This is a genomic window from Protofrankia sp. Cas4 (genome assembly GCF_963555915.1).
Lineage (GTDB): Bacteria > Actinomycetota > Actinomycetes > Frankiales > Frankiaceae > Protofrankia.
In genome coordinates, this window is sequence record NZ_CAUVXL010000089.1 from 34,751 (window position 1) to 53,722 (window position 18,972).

The window sequence follows — 18,972 nt, forward strand, 5'->3', positions numbered from 1 at the left end:
CGCTCGGCGCCGCCGGACCCTCGAGACCCTCGGGGCCTTCGAGACCCCTCGGGGCCTGCGGACGGGCCGATCAGGGCGTGGCCCAGGACTGGATCGCGCAGTGCCGGGTAAAGGTCGAGCAGCTACCGCAGTGATCCACGCAGACGCCGCTACCAGCCGGGCCACAGGTGGCGCGATCGCGGAGGTCCCCGAAGCCCCGGTCCGATTGGTGGGTCATCGGTGGCGAATAGGGCCCAGAGTGTCAGAATGTGCCCCGCCGGCCTGATCGTGGGGGGATGACCGCTTGACGACTTCAGTTCATGCCGCTCGCCGATTGCGGATGGTCCGCGTGGCACGATGGGCGCTCCTGGTGGCCGCGGTGTTTTTCGCCGTCACGACCGTCGCCGGCCTGCGCGACAGCTCGATCGCGATCAACGAGGTTGATCGATGGCTCGGCAACGGTTTCAGCGCGGCGGCGGGAACCATGTGCCTGGCGCGGGCCATTCTGGTGCGAGGCGAACGGGCCGCGTGGGTCGCGATCGGGATCGGTCTTCTGTTCTACGGTGCTGGAACGGCGTACTTCACAACGCAGGTAGCCGATCGCAATCCGCAACCGTCCCCGTCGCTGGCCGACGTCGGCTGGTTGGTATTTTATCTCGCGACATATATTTCTGTGATTCTCCTGCTACGCAAACGGGTGTCCCGCTTTCATCCCAGTGTCTGGTTGGACGCCCTGGTAGGGGGTCTCGGCGTGGCGGCACTTGCCAGCGGTCTGGCCGCCGGGGCCATCGGTAAGGTCCGGGCGACCAGCATGTCGGCGGTCGGCTTGAACCTCGCCTATCCCCTTGCCGACCTGATGCTGCTCGTACTTGTGGTGAGCGTGTTCGGTCTGCTGGGCTGGCGACTGGAACGGGTCTGGTACCTCCTCGGTGGCTCGTTGATCGGTTTTGCGGTGGCCGATACGATCGTTGTCGGTGAGGTTGCCAGCGGTCACTACTCCGCGGGCGGACCGGTCGAGGTGCTGTGGGCGTTGGCACTGGTACTGCCTGCGTACGCCGCCTGGCAACGGCCACCGCGGGAGAAGACGGAGGGTCTCACCGGGTGGGGCGTGCTGGCCATCCCGGCGATCTTTGCGATAGCTGCGCTCGCGCTCCTGGTTTTCGGCGCTGCGGTGCAGCGCCTGCCGCCCGCGACGGTCGCGCTCGCCGCTGCCACCGTTCTGGTCGCGCTGGTACGGACCGGGATCACCTTCGCCGAGGTCCGCCAGCTCGCTGAGACCAAGCTGCAGGCCCGGACCGACGAGCTCACCGGCCTGGCCAACCGTCGTGCCTTTTTCGAGCGCCTGGACGGGCTGGACGTCAGCGCCAATCGCGGCGCCCGTCGGTTCGCGCTACTCGTGCTCGATCTCGACCGTTTCAAAGAAATCAACGATTCCCTTGGCCATCCTGTCGGCGATGATCTGCTGAAACTCGTCGGGCGCCGGATCGCGGCGGCATTGCGCCCGGCGGACCTGCTGGCCCGCCTCGGCGGAGACGAGTTCGCCGTCATCCTGGAGGATGCGGACGCGGCGGTCGCCAAGATGGTCGCCGAGCGGGTGCTCACAGCGCTGCGGGACCCCTTCGATGTGGGTGCGGTCACCCTGCACGTGGACGCGAGCATCGGGGCCGCGCTCCACCCGGACGACGCGGTCACCGCGAGCGTCCTGTTGCAGCGGGCGGATGTCGCGATGTACGCGGCAAAGTCCGCCCGTTCCGGGGTCGAGTACTACCGGCCTGGCGCGGACGTGCACACCCCAGACCGGCTCGACGTCATTGAGGCGCTGCGAGGCGGGCTCGGCGATGATCAATTGCGGGTCCATTACCAGATGAAGGTCGACCTGCGTACGGGTAGCTGCCACGGGGTGGAGGCGCTCGTACGATGGGAACATCCCACCAAGGGCCTCCTCCAGCCCGATGTCTTCCTGCCCTTGGCCGAGCACACCGGGCTGATGCGTCCGCTGACGCTGGAGGTCCTCGGGCTTGCGCTGGGGCAGTGCCGCCGGTGGTGGGACGTCGGCCTGGACATCGGTGTAGCGGTCAACCTCTCCGCGTCCAATCTGCTCGACACGGGATTCCCGGCCGAAGTCGCGGATCTCCTTGAGCTGCACGGGCTGCCCGCGCGGGCGCTCGAGTTCGAAATCACCGAAACAGCGCTGATGCTCGACCGGATCCGCACCGCGGCCGTCCTCACAACTCTGCGCGAGATGGGAATCCACATCGCCGTGGATGACTATGGGACGGGATACTCGTCCCTGTCCTACCTGCGGGAACTCCCGGTGGATGCGCTCAAAATGGACAAATCGTTTGTCGTGCACCTGGAATCCGATCCGGTGGCAGCGGCGATCGTGCAGTCCACGGTTGGGCTTGCCCACTCCCTCGGCCTGCGTATCGTCGTGGAGGGAGTCGAGACCGAGACTGCGATGCGGCGCCTGACCGAGTTTGGCTGTGATCTGGCCCAGGGCTTCTACCTGGGCTGTCCGCAGCCCGCCGACGAGCTGACGCCGCTGCTGTGGCATCGGCACAACCACCGGTCGCCAGCCGGATCCACCGCGTTATCCGCAGGATCGTCGCAGTCGCAGTCGCAGTCGCAGTCGCAGTCGCAGTCGGTGGGTCGGGCGGGCACGGCTGCCCGGGTGGCGCAGCCGGCCGAACCTGTCCGCACGGGTCGCACGTGGACCTGACCGGTCGGCCTGAGCCGCCGGGACCGTCGCCGTGGGACGGGCTGCCAGAGAAGGATCATGCCGAGCCGGCTGAGCCGGTCGAATTACCCGTCGCGGTCGGGGGTGTGCTCACCCCGGCCACGCTCGTCGGGGCATACCGGCGGGGGCTCTTCCCCTTCCCGGTTCCGGTCGACGATCCGATCGAGGTCGCGGACACGCACCGCCGATTGGCCACCGCTGTTGCCGACGGGCGAGTCTTCAACCTGTCCGGGGACGGCCCGCCGGATCTCGACTTTCCCTGGTGGTGTCCGGACCCACGGGGGGTGTTGCCCGTCGGCGCGGTGCACGTGTCCGACTCGTTGTTCCGACGGATGCGCGCGTGTGCGTGGACCACCACCCTGGATGAGGCGTTTGCCGAGGTCGTCCGCGGCTGCAGCCGGGGCGGCCGACCCACCTGGATCACGCCTGAGCTCGCGGACGCCTACCGTGATCTGCATCGGCTCGGCTGGGCGCACAGCGTCGAGGTGTGGCAGGGCGAGGACCTCATCGGAGGCATGTTCGGTGTGCTCGTCGGTGCCGCCTTCATGGCCGAGTCCATGTTCCATGTGCAGACCGATGCGTCCAAGGTTGCGTTGGTCGACTTTGACGTGCGGTTCGTGCAGGCTGGCGGTCGGCTCATCGACGCGCAGTTCGTCAGTGCGCACGCTGGTTCCATGGGCGCCGTCGAGATCCCGCGCGAGCGGTTTCTGGCGGTTCTACGCGACGTGCGGGACACCGACGTGCGGCTCGTCCGTGACCGGATGCCCGTGACACGCCTGGTCGAACGCGCGCGAGCGGCCCGGCGGGCTCGGCGTGCCATGGCGGTTCCGCCTCCGGCCGCGCGCGGAGAGCAATGATCGCGCGGCCTTCGGTTGGGCGTGCCCAGGTGGATCGATCTACCCGATCGGGGACTGCGCAGCGGGTGCGCAGCGGGACGCCGGCACGCTGGGCGCGACTTGCGGGCCCGGGAACATTGCGGCGATCTCGGCGAGCACCGTCAGTAGATGCGCGATTTCTTCGTCGGTGTTGGCTGCGGTGACCTGGATACGGACCCCGACGTCGGCCCGGGGCACTACCGGATAGGGCGCCATGGTGACGTAGATCCCACGGTTGAACAGGTGGATTCCAATGGCATCCGTATCTTCGGGGGTACCGATCGGTACTTCGATGATCGGCGTCCCGGACCGGTTCAACGTCCGTAACCCGAGCTGGGCCAGCCCGTCGAGAACACGGGCGGTTTTGCGATGAAGATCGGCTCGGATGCTGTCGCCCCGCGCGGCGTTGAGCCGGAAGCCGGCCTGCACGGTGGCGAGGGAGGCAACTGGCGACGGCCCGGAGAAGGTGTACGGCGCGGCGGTCACCTTGAGGTGGTTCTTCACCGTGGTCGGGCAGGCGATGAACGCCAGCAGTGACGAGTAGGCCTTGGAGAAGCCGCCCACCAGGATGAGTCCGTCGTAGGTCTCCCCGACATGACGGACAATGGCGTTGCCGTGCAAGCCGTACGGGCTGAGTTCGTCCGCACTGCGCTCACCGAGGACACCGAAACCGTGGGCGTCGTCGACGTAGAGGATCGCGTCGTTTGCGCGGGTGACCGTCAGCAATTCGGCCAGGGGGGGCGCATTGCCGGTCATGCTGTTAACGCCGTCGATACACACCAGTCTCGGGTAGTGGGGGCACGTCCGCAGCAGATCCGCCAGCTGGCCGGGGTTCTCGGCGTCGAACTGCTGCAAGGTCGCGCCTCGTGCCTGTGCCATCGCAGCGCCGTCGTAGACCGTGCGGTGCGCACGTCGGTCGAGGAAGACCGAACCCTCCCCGGCGAGAACAGGAATGGCCGAGATGTGGATGTGTGTGATCGTGGGAATCGTGAGGCTGTCTTCGGTGCCGAGGAGCGCGGCAAGTTCTTCTTCAATCTCGGCGAACGGTCGTGGATAGGCGATCATTCGCGACCAGCTCGGATGGGTACCCCATTTGGCCAGGTATTCCGGTACCGCTGCAATGATCTCCGGATTCACATCGAACCCGAGGTAGTTGCAGGACGCGAAGTCCGCAAGCCAGTGGTCGCCGATGCGAATCTGGCGTCCGTCGATCTCGTCGACGACGGAGTCCACCATTGGATGGGTGTTTCGTAGCCCGGCGAGCTCCGCCAGGGGGCCCAGCGGACGACCCAGTATCCGATCGTAGGGTCCCGGCGGGTCTGGCGAAGCCTGGCGTGTGGACAACCGCCCCGGAGTCTTGGACAACGCCCCTCCTCGAAAGATGAGGGTTCCACGCTACGGCGCAACTTTCGCACATGGTGTTGTTTTTGAGTATTTACCAGCGGACTCGCGGGTCATCCGACTCAGTGGTTACTTCAGGCAAATGTAATTTTACTGATAGTTAGAACTAAATATGCTAATTATGCATAAATAGCGCATAGCATTCTTATCATGTCAGAAATATGATGAACCATGCCCAACCGGAGTACGGCTCGCCTGCCACAGGTCGCGGCGTACGCCGGTTGGGTCTTCCCGTGATGGGGTTGCCGCAGCACGTCGCGGTTCGGCTGCCGGCGATCTCGGTCGGGGTCCCTTGGGGCCTCCCGGTGACAGGAACCCCGGCGCGAGAAGATCATAATCATGAGGCCTGCAGTACGCGGAGGGTTATGCCGCCATCCGTCCGATCGCCTCAGCCGGGCAGAACTCAAGGGCCTGCAGGAGCATTTCCTCTTCCTCCTCATTCGACGGCTGCCGGCATATATAATGAACCTCGCGATCCTCGTCGCGCTTGAAGAAATCCGGGGCGACTCCCCGGCAGTTTTCACAGTCAGTGCATTCCGAGTCGACGAAGAAGGGTCCCTCGACGTTCATGGGAAGTCGACGCTTTTCGCTTGCCACATCACACCTCGCATTCGTTGGGAGCATTGGCGGTGGCTGCCCAGCCGATTCTATCGGCAAGCCGGCCGGCTGTTAGGGCGGTCGCGCGCTCTGGGCGTCGAGAAGCGGTGGTTCGGGTACCCGGGTCGGGAAGTCCATGGGTCGTAATGCCCGCCGCTGTCCGGGCCGGACGGACCAACGGTGATATTTCCGCTGGCCGTCGCGGCAAGCGCGGATCCGATGGGGACAGCCGGGATGCGCCAGATATTCAGTCGAGGCCTGAATGTGCAGGTACCGGCCTCGGCTCCGGTCGACGTGGCGTTCTCGCGGAGCAGCCGACGTGACATCGGCCACCGCCCCGGACAGCCTGGTGATTTTCCGCCGACCGGTTTCAGCGGCGGGGCGTGTCATTTCCCGGGCGGGGCTCCACGGAACAGCACCGGCCCCGCCATCGAACATTTACCGCCGTGAAACGCGTAGTCGAACGCCGCGGGCGCGCAGGCGCCCGTCCACGCCACGATGCCGGGGCCAATGCCCGGCCTGGCGACGGCCGGACATCTCGCCGAGACAGGACGTCTGCCGGGCGCTGCGCGATCCCCTACACCGGCGGCTGGGTGTTCCATCCCGACTCGGCCGGGGGCTCTGGGGCTGGCTCGCTCACTGCTTCGCCACCTGACCTGACCCGCTGCACGTCGGGCAGGTCTTGGTCTGGGTGCCAGAGAACTGGCCGTCTTCGTCGCGTTCCGTCTGCTCGAACACAACCTTCCCATCGCCGTTGCAGGTCGGGCAGGTCGCGAACTCGACCTCGCGGACGTTGCGGCCGGTGGTGCCGCCCTTGCCGCCGCGCTTCACGCCGTCTCGACCGGTGCTTGCGCCGCCATCGGTGCTACCCCGCTTGTTCCACGCCATTGCATGCGCCTTCCGTGTCTGCTCCGTTACGGATTCAAGGGTAAGCCGGTGAGTGTCCGGACGAGGTGGAGCCTGGACGATACGGTGCGTGGCGGCCCCGCATCCACTGTCCGAGCGGCAGGCAAAGCACCGCCCGCAGAGATCGACAGCGTTTGCGCAGGTCAGGACGACGGCGGTGTCGCGCCGCGGATGCAGGCGAACGCCGACCATGCCACGACTGGCTTCTGTGCGGAGGCGTCGAAGGCGAGCAGCGGACCGACCCGGAAGCAGTAGCCCTGGGCTGCGCCGAGATCGGCAATCGTGGTGAACGTCGCTCCGTCTGGCAGTGACTGAACATTGCCCAGAACAGGAGAAGCGGCGGGCTGCATGATTAGCTTGGTGCGGCGCGAACCATTCCGCCAGGTCAGAATGACGGTGTCGCCGTGGTCCTCGGCGTGTACCTCGGTTGGTCGGGCTGCCTCGATCTCAGCAGGGTCGATCGTCGGCGAAGTGCCCTGCGTAGATGTGTCCGGTGCGGAGATGGGGGTGCGCCTATCACCGGAGGCCCCCGAGGCTGCGACCGCGACCGCCGCGACCGCCGCGATCATCAGCGTGACGACAGCGGCCGCAGGTAGAGCCCACCGCCATCTCGCCTGATTTCTTCTACTTTGCGGCTCATCGGCGGGACCACCCTGGCCGCTCCGGGGCCGGTAACGCGTGGGCTCGTCCCCCCGTCGTGGATTCGGCCGTCCAGCGGGTCCGGGCTCCGGCGCGACGTCGTCCGTGGGGTCGTGACAGTCGAGGAGGTCAAGGCCGTCCAAGGAGGCAGGGCCGCTGGGGGTCCGGTCACGGCGGTCATGTCTCCTTCGCCGCGGGGTGCCCGGCAGTTCGTCGGGCGTGGGGGAGTCGCCGAGGCGCCGGTGTAGCCGGCGGAGGTCTTCGGCGAAGGCCGCGGCGGTGGAGGGGCGCCGCGCCGGGTCTCGTGCGAGTGCTGTTCGTAGCAGACGTTCCACCGGTTCGGGGACACGGTCGCGCGGTAGCGCGGGGACGTCGCGGGCCAGGGTCCGGTCGGCGAAGCGGGCCGGATCCTCGGTGGGCGCGCACTGGAACGGCGGTGTGCCGGTGAGCATGGTGAACAGGGTGACGCCCAGCGCGTAGATGTCAGCCGCGACCGACGGTCGTCCCTCCCGCATGATCTCCGGGGCGGCGTAGGAGGGTGTGAACGCGTCCGGGCCGACCAGCCCGTACGCGCCCGAGATGCTGGCGATGCCGAAATCGCTGAGTATCGGCTGGCCGGTGTCGGTGAGAAGAATATTACCGGGCTTGACATCCCCGTGGAAGATGTTCTCCGTATGTGCGAAATTCAGGGCGTCGGCAATATTCGCACCGATAAGAAGGGTGTCGGAGACCGGCAGGGGCCCACCTGAATGTATCCGATCCGCGATTGATCCTGCGGGCAGGTACTGCATCGCAATGAATGGAAGCAGGCTCTTGGTGGATCCCGCCCGGAAGATCGTTATTATATTCGGATGGCCCGTGAGGCGGCCCGCCGCCAGACATTCCCGCGCGAACTGCTCTGCCGCGACGGAATCCTGGAGCTCGGTTTTTAAGATCTTGACGGCGACGGTGCGGCCGAGATTTGCTTCGAAAGCCGAGTAGACGGTACTGAAACCACCTTCCGCAATCTTCCGGAAAGTCAGGTAGCCGGGGATCACCGGAGTTCTCTCCTCCCGGTGATCACGCTTGGCGTCAGGCCATGCACGATCCGTCGACGAAGGGGTACGCCCCGGCGCACCTGGGCTCGGATCTGTTTCTCATCCCCCCAGGCCCGGCCCGCGTCGGTAGGGCCGATGCTGTCCGCCGCGTAGAGCGCCTTCGTCACCAAGGTCGCGAGCGACTCCAGCGAGGCCCGGCCGACGGGTCCGAGGAAGGCGGGCGCGAGCCGGGCCGTCTCGGCCGGGGTCGACGCCACCGGGACGGGAAGACCCGCGCGGGCCAGCGCGTCACGCGTGCTCTGCCAGGCGCCGACCACCTGTTCGCGGTGGGTGCGCGCCGCCCGCCGGCGCCACCGGCGGGCCCGTGGTGCCCACGCGGCGAATGCCAGATAGCTGACCACGGCGACAACCGCGAGGCCCGCGAACCCCGCCGCCGCATACACCCAGGGCGCCCGGGTGGGAGAGGCCGGCGCATCGCCGGCGGCCAGCGGCGCACTGGACACCGGTATGGCCGAGGCGGCTTCGAAGGCCTGCGCCCGCTCGCTGGACTCCCCCGGGATAGGCGACGAGATGGTCTTGTCATCGACCTCGACCGGCGCCGGGGTCGGGTAGAAGGGGACCCAGCCCACCCCCGCAAACTTGATCTCCGCCCACACGAGCACGTCGTCGCCCCGTACGACCACGCTCTGCGATCCAGCAGGCAGGGCGAACCCGACCACAACCCGGCTCGGCAGGTCCAGGACCCGAGCGGCTACCGCGAACGCGGTGGCGAACTGTTCGGTCGTGCCGGTCCTGCTCTTGTCGAGAAAGTACTCGAGATGGTGGTAGGTGTGGCCGGGCGGCGCCTTCCGGTTGTACGTGTAGCTGCTGCGCAGATACTTCTCCAACTCGTAGGCCTGTCGGAACGGGGTATGGGCCTCCCTCGACGCGGCCACCGCCAGCCGAAGCACCGCGTCGGGCAGTCCCGGGGGCCTGCGACTAGCCACCTCGGTGTCGGCCCCGGTGGCCGGCCGTGACGAGGCGAGTACCCGCGCGTCCGGGGTGGCGGGCGGCGTGGACACCACCGTGTAACGGCGGCCGGAGGACGGCGTCCGGGTGTCGAGCAGCGTGCCGCTGTCGACGTCCACGGCCAGCCCGGTGCCGTCGATCTCCACCGGACGGTCTACGGCCGGCAGCAGCGGGCCCTCCAGCCGGTCGATCACCACATCCTGTCGGATCTGGCGGGCGGAATCCTGCTCCTCGGCGTCCGGCCTTCCCGCGATCGGCGGCACCCGGCGGCCAGCCGGGACGAACTGGGCGGACGACGCCCAGGAGCCCCCGTCGAACCGGTCGAAGACGGCCAGCCGGATGTTCGCCGCGGTGTTCGCCGCCGCGTCGGCGCCGCCCGTCCCAGACAGCCGCACGGTGAACAGCGACCTGTCCGGGTCGCCGAGCCACGCCGAGACCTGGTCCAACGGACTGATGGCCGGCACGGAGTGCTGGGCGATCACGCGGTGCGCACGGACGTCGTACGGCTCGCCGCCAGCCGCCGACGTCATCGCCGGGCCGGCGAACAGCGCAGCGACGGTGATGACGACGAGCAGCGGCAGCCCGAGCGCGGTCGGCCCCGGCGAGAACCGCTGCCGCGGCGCGACGGAGGACCGCGCCTGGTCCTCGGCCAGCGCTGGTGGCCGGGCCTCCGCCCGACGGCACAGGACGAGCAGGCCGGTGGCGGCGAGCAACCCGGTCGCCAGCGGCAGGTTCGAGCCCGCCCCCGGGACGGTCATCGTCACCCCGATCGCGAAGACCACGATCGGCCCGACGGCCGGGAGCAGCGCCGCCCGTGTCCGAGTCACCAGCTCCGCCCCGATGCCGGCCGCGAGCCAGGTCAGTGCCTGGGGCACGACCAGCAGGTCCGGCGAGCCGGGCGCGGGCAGTATCACGTCGAGCAGCCGCGCCCAGCCGTGAAGCAGGCCGTCGCCGATCGCGGGCAGTACGCCGGATGCCTCCGGCGAACCGTGCCGGAACAGCGTCAGCCCCACCACGCCCAGCCACGCCGCGACCCACACAGGCACGGACAGCACCAGCGGCGCGGGGCGGCGGGCCGCGGTCGCGACCACCACGATGACGACGGGCCCGAGCGTGGCCAGCGTGACGGGCCCGGTGAGCGCCTCCCAGCCGAACGCCCGATGGAACGACGCCCCCGCCAACCAGGCTGCCGCGACGAGAGCGGCGAGACCACCAGCCCGGGGCAGCGCCCGGCTCGCCAGCCCGATCATCGGGTCCGACCTGCGGAGTTCGCCGGCCAGGCCGACACCAGGGCCGCGGCGTCGGCGACGTCCAGGACTCACAGCCGCCCGCTGCCGGTGACGGTGGGCTGTGGCGTGGATCCGACCTCGTCACCGGTGCCGCCCACCCGGATCATGATCGCCTGCTCGAATCCGTCGACGGCTGTCACGGTCACCGCCGCCGTCTCGCCGCGGCGGACCCGGCCGGGACCACCTCGATCTGTGCGGCCAGTTGCGGCCTGCGGGCGACGACGACGATCGCTGCCGCCATCGCGGCCGCGCCGCCCGCGGCAAGCACCGCCAGTTCGGCGAATCGCAGCACGCCTGCGACGATCGCCAGTACCACGGTGGCGCCGGCAACCCCCCAGCCGGTCGGGGTCACGACGAGCAGTGCCTCCCGTCCCCTGCCACTCATGCGCCGGCGCCCGCCAACGCCTGGGGGACGGGGACGGCGGCAAGCACCTCGCGGATCGCATCCGACCCGCCGTAGCCGCGCAGTTCCGAGTCCGCGGTGGGGATCAGCCGGTGGGCGAGCACAGGCACGGCCAGCGCCTTGACGTCGTCCGGGGTGACGAACGTCCGGCCGGCCGCGGCCGCCCTGACCTGCGCCGCACGCAGCAGGGCGATGCTGCCGCGGGGGCTGGCGCCGAGGCGCAGCCGCGCGAGTGATCGGGTGGCCGCCACCACGTCGACCACATACTCGTGCAGGGTGTCCGAGACATGGATCTGCGTGGTGGTGGCGATCAGGCTCGCCATCTCGGCCGTGGACAGCACCGGGCTGAGGTCCTCCACGCGTAGGCCGGACTGCCGGGTACGCAGGATCGCCACCTCGGCGGCGCGGTCCGGATAGCCCATCCCGATCCGCATCAGGAAGCGGTCCAGCTGTGCCTCCGGCAGGGCGTAGGTACCGTCCATGTCGACCGGGTTCTGGGTGGCGACCACGAAGAAGGGCCACGGAACCGGATGGGGCTCGCCGTCGACGGTGACCCGCCCCTCCTCCATGACCTCCAGCAGCGCGGACTGCGTCTTGGGAGATGCCCGGTTCACTTCGTCGGCCACCACCACGTGTGCGAACACCGGCCCCGGGTGGAACGTGAACTTGTTGCTTCCCTGACGGTAGACGGTCACCCCGGTCACGTCCGAGGGCAGCAGATCCGGAGTGAACTGAATCCGGTGGCAGGAGGCGTCCAGCGAGGCCGCGATGCACCGGGCCAACGAGGTCTTCCCCAGGCCCGGGACGTCCTCGATGAGCAGGTGCCCGCCCGCGAACAGGCAGGTCAACGCCAGCGACACCACCTCAGTCTTGCCCCGGAGTACCAGCTCGACGTTGTCGACGAGGGACTGGAAGGCCGCCGCGAAGTCAACTGGCGCGGCCTCCCCAGCCGGTATCCGTGAATAGCCGGTCGGCATTTCTGACTCGCCGGTCGGCATTGTTGACACCCTGTTCTCCTGTCAGACAGTCGTCGATAAATGTGAGGTATCCGGAATCGCTACACCGGCCACAGGTGGGGACGCCGGGGACCGGCTCGTACTGCCCGCCGCGGCTCACCGCGGTCGCGGGCAGAAAACCCCGGCTTTCAGCACAGTGGCACATTGGTGTCGACGAGGACGGTATTGGGCGGGCCGGACGACGAGCCGTCATTGTAGAAGTTGTCGGCCGGCGCGTACCGGCCGGCGGCTGCCCCGGACACGACCAGGTAGTACCAGGTGTTCCCGTTCGCCACCGGGTCGCCGGTCGTCCGGCAGCGGACCTGCACGGGCACGTGCGCCCCGATCCTGGGCGTGTTCGCGCCGACGAAATGTGGAGTGGCGAATGTGGGCGAGCCGGAGTCGCTGGGGACCTCGGTGTAGGTCACAGGCACAGGCACAGGCACAGGCACAGGCGTCGGGCTGGGGGCTGTGGTCGGGGTTTGTGGTGGGGCCTGGGTTTGTGGTCGGGTCGGGGTTTGTGGTGGGGCCTGGGTTTGTGGTGGGGTCTGGGTTTGTGGTCGGGTCGGGGTTTGTGGTGGGGTCTGGGTTTGTGGTCGGGTCGGGGTTTGTGGTGGGGCCTGGCTCTGGGCCGGGGCCTGGGCCGGGGTTTGTGGTGGGGTCTGGGTTTGTGGTCGGGTCTGGGTCTGTGGTGGGGCCTGGCTCTGGGCCGGGGTTTGTGGTGGGGCCTGGGTTTGTGGTCGGGCCGGGGCCTGTGGTGGGTTTGTCGTTGGCCCGTTCGTCGGTCCGGGTGCGACCGGCAGCTTCTCGATCTTCTGGACAGAGCCGTCCGGTCTGATCACGGTGGCTTCGGTGCCGTCGGGGTCGTTGACCCAGACCGTTCCGTCCTTGACGGTCACGGCGAGTTCACCGGCCGGCTCTCCGGAGGTGATCTTGATCGGATCAACGAACGCGGCGGCATCGGTCGCGTAGACGAGCAGGCGCCCCGTCCCGTTGTCGGGTATATAGACCCGGTTGTTGGCGGTGACCGGCGCGCCGAGATTGTCAGAGGGGTGCTGTGAACCGATCTCGACGGTGTCGACCGTGCCAGCGGTCCAGTCGGCGAGGAGCAGAGTGTCCGTCCCGCCGACAGTGATCGGGACCAGCGGGCCGTCGACGCGGGGCGCGACCTTCAGGGGGCGACCCTGGCTGGGTAGGCGCAGCGGCGCTGTCGGGTGCCCGTCGCGGACACCGACCAGGGTTCCGTCGGAGGCGTTGACCACGACTGGGTGGCCGTCGGCGATTGTTAGTGACACCTGGTCGTCTGGTCGGGAGACCGTGACCGCGCTTCCTGGCGCGCCGTGGCGGATCGGGACGAGCTTTCCCCCGGAGGGCAGCGCTACCCACAGTGTGCCGTCGTCGGCCATCCCGGCGCCGGCTATGGGGGCGCCGAGGTCGACGGGCGAGCCCAGAACGTCGAGGGTCTGTGGGTCGATCCGGGTGACTCGGCCGGTCTGGTCGTTGACGACATAGGCCTGGTCGTCGCCGGTGACCACGGTGATGCCGGTTCTGAAGTTCTTTTGCTCGGCTGGGATCAGCGTGACCGGGTCGATCCGGCTGACGATGCCGGTGCTGGTGTCGGTGACCAGCACGCTGGAACCCTCCTGGGCGATGATCAGCTTGGGGTCCTTGGCGTTGCTGACGCGGGTGGTGGCGTCAACGCGCCCGGAGGGGCCGTTGATGTGCGAGACGATTCCCTGGGCGCTGCTGGCCAGCCACACGCCGGCATTCCCCAGACGCAGTACGGCAGTGCCCGCGCTCTGCCCTACCAGGAGGACGACGGAGCCGCCGGCAAGAAGGAGTACCAGCGGCACGGCGACCGACCAGCGTACCCGGCGCGCGGCCAGCCGGGACAATATCCACCGGATCCGGTCTTCCCCCTCGGTGCGTGGCACTGTCGTCTCCCCATCAGGAATGACCGAACTCTCGGCCGGATGTCGGCGCACGCCCAACTTTCCGCGCGTTCCTGGTCGATGGCAATGCCCGGCCGGGCGGATGGTGGGGTGGGTCAGCCCCCGGCCCACGGAAAGTGCAGGTCACGGGTGTTCCCGCGCGTTCGGAGAACCCTCGTGGAGGGGGAAACATGGTTCGCGGGGCCCATAGTCGACTCCATCGACCACCGCGAACAATCCCAATGACACAACAATCCCCGGTGCACACAACCGAAACCCGCTGGCCCTGGGTCGTGGGACCACGGAACGAGGAGAGGCTCGCCATGGCGAAAATCGTCGTCAATCCCGAGGTGCTCAGCGCGCTCCAGACCACCTTCACCAACCAGAGCCTCGCCGCGCTGGTCCAGACCGGCACGGATGTGCAGACGGCTCTGCGGAATGCACTTCTTGCGGACCAGCAGGCGTAGCCGGCCATGTTGAGTCCGGCCGAGCTGGCGGCCCTCGGTCAGCTCGAAGAGCGGATCCGGGGCTGGGTCACCGAGCACGGTGACGATCTGATCGAGTGGGCCACCGGCCCGATCAACCTGCCGGCGCCGGGCAGCCCGATGTGGCGCGAGACCGCGCGACTGTTCTCCAGCCTGGGCGCGAGGTTCTGACCAGAAGTTCGACAGGACGGGGTGCTGAGATGAGCTACGGCGCCGACGGTGGGTCGCGGATCGAGGTCGACCCCACGGAGCTGCTGCGGTTGGCCGCCGACCAGCAGCCACCCAGGCGCACCGCGGCGTTGTAGGCGGCAGCGGATCCTCCTGCCTGTGGCGTGCCGCCTGGCGGCACGCCCGAGCTCGGAAGCGCTCAGAAGCTACTCTCTTCAGAGCTTGCTTCCGAGCCGTAAGTCTGATTCTTTCGATCCCGGTGTCCGCCCCTGGACGCGTCGGCGGTGGCTGTGTGACCTGCCAGTGCTGCCGGGCCGGCTACAGGGAGCGGAAGTAGCGGCGCTTCGGGTCTCGCGGGCCGGCGCCGACCTCACGGACGAGTCCGCGGTCGACCAGTTTGATGAGCCTGGTCCTCGTCGCGCGGGTGGACAGGCCGATGGCGTTGGCGATTGCGCTGGTGAGCGCGCCGTCGGTCGGGATGGCGGTGAGGATCGCCCGGTCCTTGGCGTCCAGGGTCGGCAGCTGGACACGCTGGGTCCACAGCGTGACGCGGAACCGGGTGCCGAGCTCTTCGAGGTCTGGCGGGGGAAGTCCCGCGTCCAGGCATGCGGTGGTCATTCGTTGGATGCCGCTGCCCCACTGCTCGATCAGCCCCAGTGAATTGAAGACCCGGCCGATGACCCGGTTGCGCAGTTTGGACACTCCGCGACGGATGTCGTCGACCGTCAGTCCGAACTGCAGCACGCCGGGGTTCTCCACTTCGAGGCGGTCGTCGAAGACCGCGATGCGGATGGGCGCGCCGCGCTGCCGGTAGTCGGCGTGTGCCACCGCGTTGACGACCGCTTCCCGGACCGCGACCGGAGGCAGGTTCCACCGGTCTGTTCGCAGGACAGGGCCGATGTCGATGCCGTGCAGACTGTGCTTACGCACGAACCCGAGCGCGTCTTCCACCGCGAGTACCAGGTTGGATCGGATCTCTGCCTGGTCGACGATCTGGGACTTGTCGGTGCCGAGGAACTGTCCGGCCTGGATCCAGGCATCGGGGAAAAGCCGGGCACGGTCCTGGTCACGGCCGAACAGCAGCAGGCCGCCGACGGTCGGGACGAGCCGTCCTTGGTGGGCCGTCACCAGTCTGAGGGTCTCCAGGTCGGCGGGGCGTAGCTTTCGGAGCTGGCTGAACGCCTCGGCAGCCGCCGGGAAGTCGATCGCGTCCGAGCCCAGTTCCGGCGTTGCCTGTTCGTCGTAGACTTCGCCCCGTGCGTAGCGGCGCAGTTCTTCGACCAGGTCGGAGTCGGCCCGTCGATTGGTTGAACCGACCCGCACGTAGACGCCGCTCTCCGGGCCCTCCTGGCTGACATGATGCGGCCGGGACGGGCTCGGGTAGACCTCCACCGCGACAAGCTGGGTGCCGCGCCACGGCGCGATCTCGATGTCGGGAACCATACGGGGCGCGATCGCGTCGCTGATCAGATTCGCCAGTCGTTCTTCGAGTCTGAAGGGAAATCTCGTCCGGGGTCGGCCCTACCACCAGTGGTGTTCCGGTCGCCGGCCATCGTCCCGGGGTGCCCGGTCTGGTGGGATGAACGGGTGACCAGGGGCGATGACCTGACGGTACTGGCGAACGCGTTGCGGCGGGACCGGCGTCGTGATCCGCGCGCGGGTCGGCGTGAGTATTCCCAGGCTGCGCTGGAGCTGGCTGATTGTTGTGAGCGGTTGCTGGCGGACGGGAACGCGGGTGCTGTGGTGCCGGCGTTGCGCAAGGCGGTGGACCGGATGACCAGCGCCCTGATGTACATGGACGACTCGTCGGGGATCGTCGGCACGGACCTGCGCCACATGATGAGCCTGTACGCCCGTGCCTGTGTGGATGCCCCGCCGGATCAGGCGGGGCTCGCGCGCTGGTTGGCGGCGCTGTCGTTCGACGGGCCGGGCTGGCCGGAGATCCGGCTGGCCGAGTTCGTGCCCGCGCTGGGCGCCAGGGGTCTGTCCGAGCTGAGCGCCGAGGTGGCGCGGCGCTCAGCCGCCGCTGAGCCGGGGTCCTGGGGCCAGCTGGTCGCGGCCCGCGACCTGCGGGAGCAACTTGCCGAGGTATCCGGTGACGTTGATCGACATGTTGCCATCCTCGCCGAGAACCTCAACAGCGCCAGGCAGTGCCAGCGGATCGTCGTGGCCTTGCGGGACCAGTTAAAGCGCAGGTCACAATACATGTCGATCTTTGCTGGCAAGACTGAGTGCGCCCGGCAGGGATCGAACCTGCGACCAAGTGCTTAGAAGGCACGGACCGGCCCCTGTCTCACCAGCTCCAGCCCAGGTCGCGGATTCCGCTGAGATACGCAGTGGTCCGCCAACGTCCGTGGCTGTTGCTACACCGGTTGCTACAGCAGATCGGAAGCCGACCTCTTCGCCACGATCCACGCTACGAGCTTGGGAAACCTGTGCGGTTACCGTTGCTGACCTGGTCCAAAGCACTCCCGCCCAGGTCAGCGGCGATCCAGCTCTCGCCAGAGACCACAGGTCAGACCACATGCTGACCGTTGCTACTGGCACGCGAATGGCACGCCGAGGGCCGTTGATCCGTAGTTTGCTCGCGATCTTCCGTGGACGTCCGCTCGCGTGCGCCGAGTCCGGTGACCTGGGCTCGGATGTCTGGGGAGGTACGCCGGTGTCCGTGGCTGTTCGTGGGCTGGGCTGTCACGTTGGCTGTCATCGCGACCCGGGCTGGTGTCGGACGATGCCCGTCGAATGGCTGGTTTCGGGTGTGTTGGGTGGTAGTGGCATGCTGTGCGGGTGACCGTGGGGGGCAGTGAGGTTACCGGCTCGGATTTCTTCGTCTCCTACACCGGGAAAGACGAGGCGTGGGCGAAGTGGATCGCCTGGACGTTGATTGTCGCCGACTATCGGGTGGTGATCCCGGCGTGGGATTTCGGTGCCGGGTCGCACTTCGTCGAGGAGATGCACCGGACGACCGAGCATGCGGCCCGGACAGTCGCGGTGCTGTCGGCGGCCTACCTGGAATCGGGGTTCGCGGCGCCGGAGTGGCAGGCGGCGTGGGCGGCGGATCCGTCGGGTCGGGCGCGGAAGCTGCTGGTGTTCCGGATCGAGGAGTGCCCGCGTCCGGGGCTGCTGGGTCAGGTCGTGTCGGTGGATCTGTTCGGGGTGGACCGGGAGACAGCCCAGGAGCGGGTGGTGGAAGCCGCGGGCTTTAAGCCAGGCCCGCCGGATGCGGAGCCGCTTTTTCCGGGCGTGCTGCCCACGCTGGGGTCGGTGTTCCCCACGGCTCCGGTGTTCCCGCCGGATCTGCCGTCGATGTGGGGTGTGCCGGCCCGGCTGGCGCATTTCGTCGGCCGCGAATCGTTACTCGATCAAGTGCACGACCGGCTGGCAACTGCGGGGTCGGTGGCGGTGACCGCGGTGGCGGGGATGGGCGGGGTCGGGAAGACCGCGCTGGTGGTCGAGTACATCCACCGGTATGCCGACGGGTTCGATCGGGTGGGTTGGGTGCCGGCTGAGAAGCCGGAGTTGATCGGCGGGTATCTGGCCGGGTTGGCCCCGGCGGTGAGGTTGTCGGTGGATGCGGAGCCGGCCGCGGTGGTGGCGGCGTGGGCGCGCGAACCCCGGTCGTTGCTGGTGTTCGACAATGCTGATGATCATGACACGATCACGATGATTAAGGGGCTTCGGCCGTCGTCGGGGGCGGGCCGGCTGCTGGTGACGTCGCGGCGGCGGGGTTGGACCGCACTCGGTGTGACCGTGACGGTTTCCACGATGCGCCGCGTCGAGTCGATGCAAATGCTCACGGACCGGTTCCCGTCGTTGGAGCCGAGGGTTGCCGATCGGATCTGTGAGCTGTTGGGGGATTTACCGTTGGCGGTGGAGCAGGCCGCGGGTTATCTCGACCGGACTGGCACCCTACCGGGCGAGTACGCCGATCTGCTCGCCGAACAGCTCGGCGACATGCTCGGGAAAAGGGAAGGGGATGTGGCCGACCGGCCGGGGGTCACCGTGGCGGTGCTGTGGAAGCTGTCGATGCGGCATCTGCGCGGGGAGTGTCCGGCCGCGGTGGACCTCCTGGAACTGTGGGCATTATGTGACCCGGAGAAGATCCCTTTGGGGATGTTCGCGGATCCGGCCGGGTTCGACGACGGATTGTTGAAGGACGCGGCCGGGAACCGGGCGGAGTGGAAGGACACGGTCGGCGCGCTGGTCGGCTACAGCCTGGCCCGCCGTGACCGGGACACGGTGGACGTGCACCGGCTGGTGCAGGCCGCGACCCGACGGGCCATGAGCGGTGAGATACGCCAGGTGCGGGCCGGCACCCTGGTCCGGCTGCTCTGCGGGATCCTGCCCGAAGACATCGCGCGGAACCTGGACGCCTGGCCGACCTGGCGGGTTTATCTGCCCCACGTCAGCGCTGTGCTCGGGCATACCGATGCCGATGCCACCGTTGATGGTCTGTCCTGGTTGTGTGACCGGACTGGAACCTACCTGGGCGAACACGGCCAGCCGGGCGCGGCGCTGCCGC

The 18,972-nt window shown here is 68.3% G+C and carries 15 protein-coding genes and 1 tRNA gene; 6 read left to right on the plus strand and 10 right to left on the minus strand.

What is annotated here, in order from left to right:
• Nucleotides 1-283: 283 nt before the first annotated feature.
• Together U9979_RS08395 and aat are read left to right on the plus strand one after the other, a co-directional pair.
• A complete protein-coding gene (locus U9979_RS08395) occupies nt 284-2,698 on the plus strand; it encodes a putative bifunctional diguanylate cyclase/phosphodiesterase (protein ID WP_322778917.1) in 2,415 nt (804 codons plus the stop codon).
• Nucleotides 2,689-3,573 carry a leucyl/phenylalanyl-tRNA--protein transferase gene (aat, locus tag U9979_RS08400; RefSeq protein WP_322778918.1) on the plus strand — a complete coding sequence of 295 codons (885 nt, stop codon included), beginning with the start codon at nt 2,689-2,691 and terminating at the stop codon, nt 3,571-3,573. Before U9979_RS08395 ends, aat begins: the two co-directional genes overlap by 10 nt.
• A 39-nt stretch (nt 3,574-3,612) precedes the next feature.
• On the opposite strand, the gene U9979_RS08405 is transcribed toward aat, so the two are convergent.
• The 8 genes from U9979_RS08405 to U9979_RS08440 form a co-directional block, all read right to left on the minus strand.
• A complete protein-coding gene (locus U9979_RS08405) occupies nt 3,613-4,956 on the minus strand; it encodes a pyridoxal phosphate-dependent aminotransferase family protein (RefSeq protein ID WP_322778919.1) in 1,344 nt (447 codons plus the stop codon).
• Between the two features lie 399 nt (nt 4,957-5,355).
• Nucleotides 5,356-5,589 (minus strand): ferredoxin, encoded by a 234-nt coding sequence (locus U9979_RS08410; protein WP_322753164.1) that lies wholly within the window; start codon nt 5,587-5,589, stop codon nt 5,356-5,358.
• Between the two features lie 636 nt (nt 5,590-6,225).
• Entirely contained in the window at nt 6,226-6,477 is a 252-nt protein-coding gene (locus U9979_RS08415; protein ID WP_322778920.1) for a hypothetical protein, read from the minus strand.
• A gap of 161 nt (nt 6,478-6,638) precedes the next feature.
• The gene (locus tag U9979_RS08420; protein ID WP_322778921.1) at nt 6,639-8,171 is read right to left on the minus strand and encodes a serine/threonine-protein kinase; all 1,533 of its coding nucleotides are present in this window, start codon (nt 8,169-8,171) and stop codon (nt 6,639-6,641) included.
• Nucleotides 8,168-10,501 carry a DUF3488 and transglutaminase-like domain-containing protein gene (locus tag U9979_RS08425; protein WP_322778922.1) on the minus strand — a complete coding sequence of 778 codons (2,334 nt, stop codon included), beginning with the start codon at nt 10,499-10,501 and terminating at the stop codon, nt 8,168-8,170. The genes U9979_RS08420 and U9979_RS08425 overlap by 4 nt, the downstream gene beginning before the upstream one ends.
• A 109-nt stretch (nt 10,502-10,610) precedes the next feature.
• Nucleotides 10,611-10,853: a hypothetical protein gene (locus U9979_RS08430; protein ID WP_322749430.1), complete on the minus strand. Its 243-nt coding sequence runs from the start codon at nt 10,851-10,853 to the stop codon at nt 10,611-10,613.
• Entirely contained in the window at nt 10,850-11,848 is a 999-nt protein-coding gene (locus tag U9979_RS08435) for a MoxR family ATPase (protein ID WP_322778929.1), read from the minus strand. The genes U9979_RS08430 and U9979_RS08435 overlap by 4 nt, the downstream gene beginning before the upstream one ends.
• Nucleotides 11,849-12,015: 167 nt before the next feature.
• A complete protein-coding gene (locus U9979_RS08440) occupies nt 12,016-13,800 on the minus strand; it encodes a hypothetical protein (RefSeq protein WP_322778923.1) in 1,785 nt (594 codons plus the stop codon).
• A 320-nt stretch (nt 13,801-14,120) separates the two neighbouring features.
• On the opposite strand from U9979_RS08440, the gene U9979_RS08445 reads away from it, so the two are divergent.
• Nucleotides 14,121-14,264 carry a hypothetical protein gene (locus tag U9979_RS08445; RefSeq protein ID WP_322778924.1) on the plus strand — a complete coding sequence of 48 codons (144 nt, stop codon included), beginning with the start codon at nt 14,121-14,123 and terminating at the stop codon, nt 14,262-14,264.
• A 6-nt stretch (nt 14,265-14,270) separates the two neighbouring features.
• Nucleotides 14,271-14,453, plus strand: a complete 183-nt coding sequence (locus U9979_RS08450) for a hypothetical protein (RefSeq protein WP_322755534.1) — start codon at nt 14,271-14,273, stop codon at nt 14,451-14,453.
• Between the two features lie 315 nt (nt 14,454-14,768).
• Here U9979_RS08450 and U9979_RS08455 read toward each other — a convergent pair whose 3' ends face one another.
• Nucleotides 14,769-15,929 (minus strand): ATP-binding protein, encoded by a 1,161-nt coding sequence (locus tag U9979_RS08455; protein WP_416219739.1) that lies wholly within the window; start codon nt 15,927-15,929, stop codon nt 14,769-14,771.
• Nucleotides 15,930-16,037: 108 nt separating this feature from the next.
• On the opposite strand from U9979_RS08455, the gene U9979_RS08460 reads away from it, so the two are divergent.
• Entirely contained in the window at nt 16,038-16,721 is a 684-nt protein-coding gene (locus tag U9979_RS08460) for a hypothetical protein (protein ID WP_322778926.1), read from the plus strand.
• Here the strand turns inward: U9979_RS08460 and U9979_RS08465 are convergent.
• A tRNA-Arg gene (locus U9979_RS08465) sits at nt 16,683-16,766 on the minus strand. The two genes, U9979_RS08460 and U9979_RS08465, sit on opposite strands and share 39 nt — an antisense overlap.
• 471 nt (nt 16,767-17,237) lie before the next feature.
• On the opposite strand from U9979_RS08465, the gene U9979_RS08470 reads away from it, so the two are divergent.
• Nucleotides 17,238-18,972 (plus strand): TIR domain-containing protein (locus tag U9979_RS08470; RefSeq protein WP_322778927.1); only part of this gene is annotated, 1,735 nt, incomplete at its 3' end.